Raw genomic sequence first — 12491 nt, forward strand, 5'->3', positions numbered from 1 at the left:
TTTCTTTGCGACCCAGAAGATAGGGCGGGAACCTGATATCAGGCCCCGCCCCTTCCGGCTTAGAAGCTGTAGCTCAGACGCACACCATAGGTGCGCGGATCAGCAAATTGCACCAGATAGCCACCGGCATAACCAGCCGCTTCCGAGGTGGTCAGGATGGTGGAATTTTCCAGATTATAAACATAGGCCGAGGCCGAGAAACCCTTGCCCTCAGGCGTATAGCTAAGGATCAGGTCGGTTTTGGTATAGGCCTTTTGCAACTGGAAATTCTTGTTTTCAAAACCGAAATAGCTCTTGCTCTGATAACGGCTCTGCACGCGGGCCGTGATCTTGCCATTGTTCAGCTCGAAATCATGCGCATAACCGCCGCCATAGCTCCAGTCCGGCGCCTGAGCGAGGCTATTGCCTGCATATTGCACGCCATTGTTCAGGAAGTCGGTATAGCGGGCGTGAACCCAGTTGATATTCGCATCGATCCGGTCCTGCGGAGTAATGGCATAGCTGGCCTCGCCTTCCAGACCATAGACCCGCGCCTTGCCCGCATTATAGATGCGGCTGATGGCGGTAACGGGATCATTCTGCTGCACCTGAAGCGAGGTGTAGTCATAATAGAAACCGTCGACATTCAACTCCAGATGGTTGTCGAGGAAGCGGTTCTTGCTGCCCGCTTCAAAGGCGCGGATGCTTTCGGGGCCATAGTTGTAGCCATTCTGGAAACCACCCGATTTAAAGCCGGTGTCAAACTTGGCATAGACCAGATTGCGCGGGGCGACCTGCCAGTCGAGGCCAAGGTGATAGGTATCCTTGCCGCCGCTATAGTGCTGGTTCACCTTGCTATAGGTGCCGGCAATGTCGCTGTAACCCACCTGACTCTTGCGCTCGTCGGTGTAACGCGCTCCGGCCGACAGCTTGAGCGTATCGGTCAGCTTATAAGCCACCTGCCCAAAGCCTGCGAAGGATTTGGCGTTGGTGTCATAGACAAAGGTGTAGAAATTGAAGGGCGTGGCCCCGCCCAAAACCTGAAAATAGGTGGTGGCCGGACCGCCTTCACGGAAATAATACAGACCGCCCTGCCAGCTGAAAGGCCCGTCGCCATTGGAAGCGAGGCGCAATTCGTGGTTCTGCGTGGCGGTTTTGCCATCGGTGGGGAAGCCATAATTATAGGCCGTGCCGCCATCCTGATCATTGTTGCGGCGCAGATGCTGCGTGCGATAGCCACCAATATAGGTCAGGCTCGCCCCGCCGAAGTCATATTTCAGCGTGCCACGGATGTTCTGGATGGTCAGGTCGATAAAGCCCTGATTGTTCAACGTCCAATTCTTGGTATCGCCCAATTTCAGCGTGCCATCAGCATTTTCCTGACCGGCCAGAATGCCCTTCAGCACCGCGCCCACGCCACCGACATGGGTATATTCGCCGGTAACCAGCGCGCTGAAATTAGTGGTCGGCTCCCACAGCGCATGCAGACGGGCGGCCTGGCTGACATCATCATTCCCGCCGCGCGTCACCAGACCACCATTGGTGGTCAGCGAACCATTGTTGCGATAGGGGTCACGCTGATGCACCGCGAAAGCGCCGCGCACGCGCAAAGTGTCGCTGACCGGCACGTTGATCATGCCTTCCAGCACCAGCGCATTCTTGTAACCAAAACCGCCGGTGATCGAGCCTTCCAGCTTCTTGGTCGGCTTGGCGGTCTGGATATTGATCGCACCCGCCGTGGCGTTGCGGCCATAGAGCGTGCCCTGCGGCCCGCGCAGCACTTCGATGCGGTCAAGGTCAAAGAAGCCGACGTTGAGCGCCGTGCCATTTTGCAGATAGAAATTGTCGATGCTGATCGCCACCGCCGGATTGCCGGTTTCGGTATAGTCACGGCTGGAAACGCCGCGAATGGTGATCATCGTGTTCTGGTTGTTCTGGGCGATGTTCAGCGTCGGCGCGATATTGGACAGGCCGTTCACATCGGTCACGCCCGCCTTCACCAGCGCCGCGCCGGTGGCGACCGTCATGGCGATCGGAGTCTTTTGCGCGGTGCTTTCACGCTTTTCCGCCGTAACGACAATTTCGCCCAGACCCGAAGCAGCAGCCTGTTGCGCCGAGGCGGCAACTGGCGCCAAGGTGATCCCCAGAGCGACAAGCGCGGTTCCAGTAGCAAATGCGGTTTTAATCAACATCGATATTCCCCATGGCTTATCGTTTAGACGTTCCGGTGGCTCCTGCGAATGGGCCGACGCTCTTGGCATGGATGGCGCCTTTTTGGTGGTAACGTTTTCATGAGCATATGGCCTTTGCGCGCGAATGCAACAGGCGAGGCAGGTTCGGAGCGAAAATCCCGCAAATAGCCCGCTTTTCTGCGTCTTGAATGCATACGCAATTTGGCTAGTGTGGCCAAATGATCAACAGAAATGCGGGCAAATATCTCTGATCGGGGTTTCAAAGCGTGGATTTAGACCAAGGCCTCACCGAATCCATGTAAACGAATCTCATTTATCCACCGGCCACAGCCAGCTTGCCCCTTTCCAACTCCCCCCTTGCCCATCGGCCCGCTTTGCGCAAAAAGCGCGGCAGGAGACAGTGGGACTATGGCCAACATCAAGGATATTGCCGCAAAGGCAGGCGTGTCCATCGCCACCGTATCCCGCGCCCTGCGCCAGCCAGCGCTGGTGAAAGACAAGACCGCCAAGCGGATAGAAGAAGCCATCCGCGAGCTGGATTATACGCCCAATCTGGTGGCGGCCTCGCTGCGGCGGCAAAAGGCCGATGCGGTGATCATTGCCGTGCCATCCATCCACAACCCCTTCACCTCGGCCTTTGTGCAGGGGGTGGAAAATGTGGCGCGGGAAAATGGCACCAAGGTTCTGCTGGCGCTGACCGAAGGCGACACGCAAATCCTCGACCGCCATTATGACATGATCGCGGGCAAACAGGCCGATGGCATGATCCTGCTCGATCTGGCGGTGCCATCCGCGCTCTTGGCCCGCAAGGAAGGCGCCCCCCCTCCGCCAGTCGTGCTGGCCTGCGAATATGGCGAGGGGTTTGACCAGCCCCGCGTGCGCGTCAATGATGTCGATGCCGCCGCCGATGTTGCCGCCCATATTGCGGCACTGGGGCATAAAAAGGTCGCCTGTATCGCCGGGCCCGCCGCCCAGCGGATGAGCCGCGACCGCCAGCGCGGGTTCCGGCTTGGCCTGCGCCGCGCGGGACTGGAGTTGCCCGAAAACCTGATCGCGGCGGGGGATTATTCGCTGGAATCAGGCGCTGCGGGTGCCTTTGCCCTGCTGGACCGTGGCGAGAAATTTTCCGCCCTGCTTTGCGAAAATGACGAGATGGCATTGGGCGCTATCCATGCGCTTTGCGCGCGGGGCTTGCGCGTGCCGGAAGACGTCAGCGTGATCGGCATCGACAATTTCCGCTTCTCGGCTTTCAGCAACCCTTCGCTGACCACGGTTTCGCTGCCCACCACACAGATTGGCGAACAGGCAATGCGGCTGATGCTGGATTTCGCCATTGATGCCGATGGCGCCTGCCGCGAAGTTATCCTGCCCCATCAATTGATTGAGCGCGACAGCACTCGCCCCTACCGCGGCTGACCCCATGCCTGCTTATGCGTAAAACTGCGAATTGCCCGACTCTTGGCGCGCGTCACTATGTAAACGTTATCAAAAGCGTTGCAAAGGATGTGACGGTCGATGGACAAGCCCGAAAACTGGCTATTTTGCGCGCAGGGCATAGCCCCCGCCTGCTCTGAACAGGCCGCCAAGGACAGCGCCCGCATCACCCGCCACTGGCAGGCCGACCGCGCCTTGCTCGATCACGCCGCCGCTCGCCCCAATGCAGCCGCGCTGTTTGATACGGCGATGGGCGCGTTTGACCGGATGCTCAAGCCATGATCGACAACCTCGATCTGGTCGGTCTGGCCGAGGCCATCGCAGCGGGCGACATCAGTGCCGAACAGGCCACCGCCGCCGCCCTTTCCCGCGCGCAGAACAATCACCTCAACGCCTTTGTCCGCATTCAACCCGAGGCCGCGATGGAGGCCGCCCGCGCCGCCGATCAACACCGCGCTGCGGGCCAACCACTCGGCCCGCTGCATGGCGTTCCGCTGGCGCATAAAGATATGTTCTATCGCGCAGGCCAGATCACCGGCTGCGGCTCCAAAATCCGGCAGGACTTCCGCCCCGACCAGACTTGCACCTTGTTATCCGCACTAGACGCCGCGGGCGCCATCGAGATTGGCCAGTTGCATATGGCCGAATTCGCCATGGGCCCCACCGGCCATAACGCCCATCTGGGCCGCTGCCAGAATCCCTGGTTGCCCGATGCCATTTCCGGCGGCTCCTCATCAGGTAGCGGGACCAGTGTGGCCGCGCGGATTGTGGCGGGGGCCTTGGGTTCGGATACCGGTGGTTCGGTGCGCCTGCCTGCCTCTTTCTGCGGCGTGGTGGGGCTGAAACCCACCCATGGGCGGCTGACACCGGCCGCCATGATGCCGCTGTCGGAAAGCCTCGACACGGCAGGGCCCTTGGCAACCTCCTCACGCAGTGTGGCACGGCTAATGTCCGTCCTGACCGGCGAGCCGATGGAAAGCGGGCTGAACCTGCCGCTAACAGGCCTGACCATCGGCGTGGTGGTGGAGCAGGATCTGGGCGATTGCGCGACCGAAACCCTCACCGCGCTGGACGAGGCCGCCGCTGCCCTGCGCGATCTGGGCGCGACTATCATCGCGCTGCGCCTGCCTGCGTTGGATCATTATGCGGCGATGGCAGGTCTGGTCTGGGCACCGGAAGCCGCCGCGCTCCACCTCGATCACCTGCGCCATCGCCCACAGGATTTCGGCCCGCAAGTGCGCAACCGCCTGCTGCATGGCCTATCCATGGCCGCCACCACCTATGTGCAGGCGCGCCGCCTGCGCGCCGCCGATCTGGCCGAGGTAATGGCTGGCCCGCTGGCGCAATGCGATGTGATCGCCTTGCCGGTCTGCCGCATTTTGACGCCGCTGGCCCAGCACGCCGATGCCGATGGCGGGCCGGAAATGGATCAGATCATCGGCGGCCTCTCCGCGCTGACGCGGGGCTTTTCCTATCTGGGCCTGCCCGCGCTGAGCACGCCCATGGGCTATGACCCGCGCGGCCTGCCCATCGGGCTGCAACTGGTGGGCCGCCCGCGTGCCGAGGCCCTGCTGTGCCGCGTGGGCCATGCTTTTGAGCGCGCCACATGCCTCATCCGAAACCCTCTTCTCACAACTGCCCAACCCTCCTGAAAGGAGAAACTCCATGGATCTTGGTGTTTTCGTGCCCATCGGCAACAATGGCTGGCTGATTTCCAAGAATGCCCCGCAATATATGCCCAGCTTCGAACTGAACAAAGCGATCGTGCAAAAGGCCGAAAGTCACGGTTTCGACTTTGCCCTGTCGATGATCAAGCTGCGCGGCTTTGGCGGTGAAACCGAGTTCTGGGACTATAATCTGGAAAGCTTCACGCTGATGGCGGGCCTTGCCGCTGTCACCACCAAGATCAAGCTTTTCGCCACCACCGCCGTTCTGACCCTGCCGCCCGCGATTGCCGCGCGCATGGCCATCACCATCGATTCCATCGCACCGGGCCGTTTCGGCATGAACATCGTGTCGGGCTGGGCCAAGGGTGAATATGACCAGATGAGCCTGTGGCCGGGCGATGCCTATTTCGGCTATCGCTATGACTATTCCGAAGAATATGTGCAGGTGATGAAGGACCTGTGGGAGAAGGGCTCGTCCGATTTCAAGGGCCAGTATTTCACCATGGATGATTGCAAGCTGGGGCCCAAGCCCAGCCACAAGATCGAGATCGTGGGAGCGGGCCAGTCCGAACGCGGCATGGATTTCGTGGCCAATTATGGCGACTATAATTTTGTCACCTGCGGCGGGATCAACAAGCCCTATCAGCATCAGGGCACGGTGGAGAAACTGGTCGAGGCGTCCAAGAAGTCGGGCCGCGATGTGGGCGCCTATATCCTGTGCATGGTGATCATGGGCGAGACCGATGAGGAAGCCATGGCCAAGTGGGAACATTACAAGGCAGGCGCCGATATGGGCGCGCTGGCATGGATGGCCGATCAGGGATCGAAGGACACCACCGCCGACGCCAATTCCACCTCGCGCCATATCAACCTGCCCGAAGGCGCGATCAATTTCAACATCGGCACTTTCATCGGCAGCCATGCCACCGTGGCCAAATTGCTGGATGAAGCCGCCAGCATTCCGGGCACCAAGGGCATCATGCTGACCTTTGACGAATTCCTGACCGGCATCGATGAATTCGCCCAGAAAGTGCAGCCCTTGATGCAATGCCGCCAGCACGTACTGGAAGCCGCTGAATAATCCATCTGGCGGCCAACCGCCATCTGAACTCCACCCTAGCAAGCCTGAGCCTTTAGGGTTCAGGCTTGCCTTTTCATGTCCAAGGATATGCCCTTCATGCGTGATGCCCTGCCCCCCGAGGCGCTAGACCAATTGTTCCTGACCGCCCGTTCGCGCAATGCGTGGAAGCCCGAAACGCTTGATCCGGCCATCTGGCAACAGCTGTATGATCTGGTGAAAATGGGCGCGACCTCGGCCAATGTCTCGCCCGCACGCTTCGTGTTCTGCGTGTCGGATGAAGCCAAGGCCCGCGTGTGCCAATATATGTCGGGCACCAATGCGGCCAAGAGCCGCGATGCCGCCGCCATTGTGATCATCGCGCAGGATCTGGATTTCGCCGAAAAGATCCCCCAACTCTTCCCGCATAATCCGGGCGCAAAGCACTGGTTCGGCAATCCCAAGGTGCAGTCCGACACCGCCTTCCGCAATGGCACTTTGCAGGGCGCCTATCTGATGCTGGCCGCCCGCGCGCTGGGCCTCGATTGCGGGCCGATGTCAGGCTATGATGCGGCGGCGCTGGACGCCGATTTCTTTGCCGGCACGCGGGTACAGAGCAATTTCCTCTGCGCGCTGGGCCATGGCATTGACGAGCCTTTAGACCGCCTGCCGCGCTTGCCTTTCGAAGAAGCCTGTTCGCTGCTGTAATTTTACGCCAGCTTGGCGGGGGCATTGTTCTCCCGCCAAGCCTGCCATGCGGTGATCGATGCACCCGCCAGCATGGCCAGCGAAACGACGACAAAGGTGCTGTCATAACGGTGCAGCCGTTCAAAGATCAGCGCATAGGCCGCAGGCCCGATCATCACCCCGATGAAAGTATAGACCAACGCCCCGCCCATCACGCGGCCAGTGTCTTGCGCAGCGGCGCTGCGGGCGATTTCCGACATACAGACCCCGTTCCAGCCCGACAGGCAAAAGCCCAAAAAGCCCAGCACCACCATCTGCGCCGCCAAAGGCAACAGGTCCAGCCATGGGCAAGCGATCAGCCCCGCCGCGCTGCCCACACCAATCACCGCCAGCAGCGCCATGCCCTGCCCGCTGCGATCGGCCAGCCAGCCCCAGCTGACGCGCCCCACCGCACCGCAGGCCTGCAACAGCCCGCCCACTGCCGCCGCGCGCACCAAAGGCCAGCCCTGATTTTCCACCAGCATCAGCACCAGAAAGGCCGAAAGCGACAATTGCACGCCCGAATAGAGCAGCCCCAGTGCAGACAGCACCCGCAAGCGCCGCGAGGACCACACCGCCTGTTGCCCGCCGACAAAACCACGCAGGAAAGACACGCCACCCTTGCCGCGATGCCGTTCATGCCGGTGATGCCACAAGAGATGCGCGATCAGGGCCAAAGGCGCCGCCATGAACAGCACCAGCCCCCAGCGCCAACCCATGCCTTGATCCAGCACCGGCAGCGCCAGACTGGACACCACCGCGCCCAAAGGCACGCCCGCCTGCTTGACCGAGAACACAAGGCCGCGCTTTTCCGGCGGACACACCCGCCCCAGAATTTGCGACGAGGCCGGATTTTGCAACCCATAGCCCAGACCTATCGCCAACGAAGCGACCACCGCCATATCTAGTCGCGCCAGCGCCAAAAGGCCCAGCCCTAGCGCGAACAGCGCCAGCGAGGCGACCTCCACCACCACCGCGCTATAGCGATGCAGCAAGGTGCCCGATGTGGCCGAACCGAAAGTGCCCGCCAGATAGATCAGGCTGATCTGGAAGCCGATATAATGCGCGTCCACCCCCAAGGCCTGCGCCACGCGCGGGGCTATCGGGGGCAGAGCCAGCGCGGTGGCGGTGGCGATAATCTGGACCAGCGTGGTGGTGGTCAGCGCATGAGCTAGGCTGTCCCCACCCTGTGGATGCAAGGGGGAGCTGGAAGGCATGGGATCGGGGGTCCTGTGGCTCTGGCGGGAGAGGTCGCCAGAGCTTTCCCTTTAAGCGCGATGCTGCAGCGCGACAAGAGGATAAATGTAAATGTTTACATTGCGCGGGCCGCGTGGCAGCATGGGCGCAAGATCAGAAGGAATCCCGCATGCCATCCCCCGCTCTGGAATCGGTCAACCGCGCCCTTGCCCGCATTGCCGAACGTGACCGCGAAGTGCGCGCATGGACCGCCCTGGCGCCCGCCGCCGCGCGCCAAGCTGCACTGGCCGCGCCGCAGGATACCCCGCTTTACGGGCTGGTGTTGGGGGTAAAGGATGTGATCGATGTGGCGGGCATGGCCACCAGCCATAATTCCCCGCTGGGCCAATCTGCCCCTGCACTGGCGGACGCGCCCTGTGTGGCGGTCCTGCGCGAAGCGGGCGCGATTGTGCTGGGCAAGACCGACACCACCGAATTTGCCGCCGCAGGCCGCAATGCTGCCACAGCAAACCCGCATGCGCTACACCGCACACCGGGGGGCAGTTCATCAGGCTCCGCCGCAGCCGTGGCCGATGGCCATGTGCCTATCGCTCTGGCCACCCAGACCGGCGGATCGACCATCCGCCCTGCCAGTTTCTGTGGCATTCCCGCGCTCAAACCCACTTGGGGGTTGATCAGCCGCGAAGGGGCCAAGCTTTACGCCAACAGTCTGGACACAATCGGGCTTTATGGCGCGGATTTCGCGCTGATTGACCGCATGGCCGCCGTCTATGGCATGGCGCCTGCCGATCCCCTGCCTCCGCGTATGAAGATCGGCCTATGCCGCAGCCCCGCATGGAGCTTTGCCGAAACTGAAACCGTGGCCGCGATGCAGGACGCCGCCGCCCGCCTTGCCGCGCAGGGCGTGGAGGTGGTGGAGGTAGACCTCCCGCCCCTGTTCGATGGCTTGGCTCTGGCCTTTCACCATATCCTGTTCCGCGAAGGGGCGGCGGCTTTCCTCAATCTGGCCCGATCCGAACCGCGTCTGCTGCACGCCGATTTCCACGCCCGCGTCGCCTCGCTGGCGCAAATCAGCGATGCCATGCTGCGCGAGGCCTATGACCAGACCGCGCTGGCACGGATCGAGGCGGAAAGGCTGCTGGCCAGTTGCGACGCTTTCCTCACCCCCAGCGCGCCCGGTGTGGCGCCGGAAGGGCGCGGGCCGGGCAATCCGGTGTTCAACCAGATGTGGACGCAATTGCATCTGCCGGTGGTCAATCTGCCGCTTTACCGCGTGGATGGCGCTTTACCGCTGGGACTCAGTCTGGTCGGCCCCCGCTTTGCCGACCGTCGCCTGATCGCGCTGGGGCAACAGGTTCTGGAACTGCTGGGGGCGAACCGGACATTGGAAACGGGGGAATTGTGCAGTGAGTGAAGATCTGCTGGCCAATTATCAGCGCGCCTATGGCACGCGCATCGGGTTCGGGAAAAAGCCCGCGCTGGTGCTGATCGACTTCTGCCGTGGCTATTACGAGCCAGCCTGCGACCTCTATTGTGGCCAACCCGCCTTTGACGCTCTGGCCAGCGCGCTACGCCTGCGGGCAGTGGCGCGTGAGGCGGGCGTACCGGTGATCCTCACCTGCGTGCAATATCATGCGAGCGGCGTGGATGGCGGGCGGTTTTTCGAGAAAGCCGCTCCCTTGCGCTATTTCGTCAAGGGCCATCCGATGGCCGAATGGGGGCCGGGCCTGATGCCCTTTGACGATGAACTGGTGATCCCGAAACAATATCCCAGCGCTTTCTTCGCCACCTCGCTGGCCAGCACCTTGACCGCGATGGGTGTGGACAGCGTGCTGCTCACCGGCCTGTCCACCAGCGGCTGCGTGCGCGCATCTTGCGTCGATGCCATGAGCCATGGGTTCAAAACCGCCGTCATCGCCGATGCCTGTGGCGACCGCCATGCCGCCCCGCATGAGGCCAATCTGTTCGATATGAACGCCAAATATGCCGATGTGGTCAGCGAGGCCGAGGCCATTACCTTTCTCGCCTCGCTTCAGGCGTCCTTTACCCCCGATTGAAAAGCCTCCAGCCGCGCGCCCCAAGGGGTGATCGCGGCGGCGGCCATACCGCTGGCGTGCGGGCGCCAGCGCGCCGCCAAAGGCCCGATGATCCGGCATCCGCCCGCTGCGGCACGCTCGATGAAATCGTCCAGATCCAGCACCGGAAAGCGCAGGGAGGCCCATCCGCGCAAGGGCGGTTCTTGGCCCGAAAAATCATGCCCGCGCACGCCGAACTGGATGATTTCCACGCTGCCTTCCATGCGGCCTTCGGGATGATAAATGCCGATCCGCATCGGAATCTGCGCGGCCAGCCCTTCGGGAAAGCCCATGCAATTGGCCCCGCTCTCCTGCGCGGCCATGCCCTCGGTTTCCTGCACCGGCAACCAGCCGAGGCAATCGCGGTAAAGCCTGCGCGCCGCGTCGAAATCGGGCACCACTTGGGTGGAATTGAACACGAAGCTGGCAGGGCCCTTCACCCCGTCATAGCCCTGCAAGGGCGGACGCACCCGCTCCATTAAAGCGATACACAGGCCATCGGCATCGCTGCTGACCACTTCACGCACGGCCAGCGGACCGAAATCCCAATCGGTGATCGGGGCATGGGCGACAAAGCCCTGCGCCACCAAGGCCCGCTGCAAGGCCTCGATGCTGGGCAAGGCGCGAAGGTTGATGTCGAAAATGCCGCCCGTATCCCATGCCTGCCCGCCCTCGCGGTTAAGGCCCGCAACCGCGCCTTCCACCGAGATCAGCCGGATGCGCCCGCGCGCCACATGCGGGTGGCCAATCACCACCTCCTGCGCCCGCCTGCCGCCAAGGCCCAGCAGCGCCATCGCGCCAGCGTCCACCTCGCCCTGCGCCACAGGCACAAAACCGGTGGCGGCGCATAGGCGCAAGGCGCTGGCCTGCGCATCGGCCACCAGCCCCACCACTTCCTCAAATCCATTGTCGAGTGCGATCATGGGGCCAAGGCTGCGCCCAAGGACATCCCCCAACAAGCTGGATTGGCCAAGATTCCGCCACGCGGATAGGCGTTTGTCACAAGCGGTTTTGGAAAGCGTCCACCAGCACCGCCTGCTCAATATCCAGCGCCAGTTCGGGCGGCGGAGGCGGATCGATGGCATCGGCGGCATGGGCGCGGGCATCGGCCAGAATGCGGTCGATCAGATCAATCGTGCGCGCTGCCTGCCCGCCGGTCACGCAGCGATGGGGGCGACCGTGGGCGGCCTCGACAAATTCCTCCAACTGGATGCGGAAATAATGGCCCAGATCGCGCCCGCCCATCACGCGCCCATCGCGCACCACACCGGCGGGCGGCTCCACCAGCAATTCGCGGTTGAAACGCAGGAATTCGCCATCCTCGATCTCCACCACGCCCTTGCTGAAATGCAACACCTTGCGGTCGATAATGCTGGGCTGGTTATAGCTGATATGCACGCTGGCCATGCGGCGGCCGGGATAGGCCAGCAGGATCATCGCCTGATCCTCACCCTGCCATCCGGTCTGCCAGCGCGCCGCCTCGGCATGAACGCGGATCGGGTCATCCTCGCCCATGCATAATTGCACGAAATCGAGCGAATGCGGGGCGAACAGCGAGAGGATCAACCCTTCCTCCGGCGCGCGCGTGGCCCACCAAGGCGCCTGCGGCCCGTTCCAGCGCACGCAGGAGGTGACCTCCACCGCCATCAGCTTGCCGAAATCACCCCAATGGTCGAGCAGATAATGGAAGGCCGGACCATGGCGATAGGTATGGCCAGCGGCCAACACCACACCCGCCGCTTCCGCCGCCTGCGCCAAGGCGCGAGCCTGCGCGCCGGTGGGGGCCAAGGGCTTTTCCACCAGCACATGTTTGCCCGCGCGGATGGCGGCCATCGCATGGTCGAAATGGGCGTCATTGGGGCTGCATATCAACACCACATCCACCTCCGGCAGGCCGAGCGCCAGCGCCAGATCAGTGGTGGCCACCGCGCCATGGGCCTGCGCCACACGAGCGGCAGCATCGGGCAGCGCATCCACCGCCGCCACCAACCGCAGCCTGTCCGGCAAGGCCGCCAAAGCCGCCAGATGCGCGCCCGCAATCCGGCCACAGCCCACCAGACACACACCCAACGGCCTATCCATGCAACAAAACTCCCTTGAAACACTTAATCGCAAGCTGACGCGCAAACAGGCTCCGGCCCGCCGCCAACCGCCCATTCTCCAC

At 62.4% G+C, this 12491-nt stretch carries 11 protein-coding genes; 7 read left to right on the forward strand and 4 right to left on the reverse strand.

What is annotated here, in order from left to right; all coding sequences use genetic code 11:
- Nucleotides 1-59: 59 nt before the first annotated feature.
- Nucleotides 60-2171, reverse strand: coding sequence for a TonB-dependent receptor (locus tag EOE18_RS03095; RefSeq protein ID WP_164852645.1), 2112 nt, complete (start codon nt 2169-2171; stop codon nt 60-62).
- Between the two features lie 408 nt (nt 2172-2579).
- Here EOE18_RS03095 and EOE18_RS03100 point away from each other — a divergent pair, with 408 nt between their 5' ends.
- The 5 genes from EOE18_RS03100 to EOE18_RS03120 all read left to right on the forward strand — a co-directional run bounded on the left by EOE18_RS03100 (nt 2580) and on the right by EOE18_RS03120 (nt 7037).
- Nucleotides 2580-3587 carry a LacI family DNA-binding transcriptional regulator gene (locus EOE18_RS03100; protein WP_127706128.1) on the forward strand — a complete coding sequence of 336 codons (1008 nt, stop codon included), beginning with the start codon at nt 2580-2582 and terminating at the stop codon, nt 3585-3587.
- A gap of 99 nt (nt 3588-3686) precedes the next feature.
- Nucleotides 3687-3887: a hypothetical protein gene (locus tag EOE18_RS03105; RefSeq protein ID WP_127706130.1), complete on the forward strand. Its 201-nt coding sequence runs from the start codon at nt 3687-3689 to the stop codon at nt 3885-3887.
- Entirely contained in the window at nt 3884-5257 is a 1374-nt protein-coding gene (locus EOE18_RS03110; RefSeq protein ID WP_127706132.1) for an amidase, read from the forward strand. Before EOE18_RS03105 ends, EOE18_RS03110 begins: the two co-directional genes overlap by 4 nt.
- 13 nt (nt 5258-5270) lie before the next feature.
- The gene (gene rutA, locus EOE18_RS03115; protein ID WP_127706134.1) at nt 5271-6353 is read left to right on the forward strand and encodes a pyrimidine utilization protein A; all 1083 of its coding nucleotides are present in this window, start codon (nt 5271-5273) and stop codon (nt 6351-6353) included.
- Between the two features lie 75 nt (nt 6354-6428).
- Nucleotides 6429-7037: a malonic semialdehyde reductase gene (locus EOE18_RS03120; RefSeq protein ID WP_127706136.1), complete on the forward strand. Its 609-nt coding sequence runs from the start codon at nt 6429-6431 to the stop codon at nt 7035-7037.
- Between the two features lie 2 nt (nt 7038-7039).
- Here EOE18_RS03120 and EOE18_RS03125 read toward each other — a convergent pair whose 3' ends face one another.
- On the reverse strand, nt 7040-8272 hold the full coding sequence (locus EOE18_RS03125) for an MFS transporter (protein WP_127706138.1): 1233 nt from the start codon (nt 8270-8272) through the stop codon (nt 7040-7042).
- 149 nt (nt 8273-8421) lie between these two features.
- On the opposite strand from EOE18_RS03125, the gene EOE18_RS03130 reads away from it, so the two are divergent.
- Nucleotides 8422-9666, forward strand: a complete 1245-nt coding sequence (locus EOE18_RS03130; protein ID WP_127706140.1) for an amidase — start codon at nt 8422-8424, stop codon at nt 9664-9666.
- Complete coding sequence (locus EOE18_RS03135) at nt 9659-10309, forward strand: isochorismatase family protein (protein ID WP_127706142.1); 651 nt, start codon at nt 9659-9661, stop codon at nt 10307-10309. The genes EOE18_RS03130 and EOE18_RS03135 overlap by 8 nt, the downstream gene beginning before the upstream one ends.
- Here the strand turns inward: EOE18_RS03135 and EOE18_RS03140 are convergent.
- Nucleotides 10285-11250: a VOC family protein gene (locus EOE18_RS03140; RefSeq protein ID WP_127706144.1), complete on the reverse strand. Its 966-nt coding sequence runs from the start codon at nt 11248-11250 to the stop codon at nt 10285-10287. The genes EOE18_RS03135 and EOE18_RS03140 overlap by 25 nt on opposite strands.
- 76 nt (nt 11251-11326) lie before the next feature.
- A complete protein-coding gene (locus tag EOE18_RS03145) occupies nt 11327-12409 on the reverse strand; it encodes a Gfo/Idh/MocA family protein (RefSeq protein ID WP_127706146.1) in 1083 nt (360 codons plus the stop codon).
- Between the last annotated feature and the right edge of the window lie 82 nt (nt 12410-12491).

Origin of the sequence: Novosphingobium umbonatum (genome assembly GCF_004005905.1) — a bacterium.
In the GTDB taxonomy this organism is placed as follows: Bacteria; Pseudomonadota; Alphaproteobacteria; order Sphingomonadales; family Sphingomonadaceae; genus Novosphingobium; species Novosphingobium umbonatum.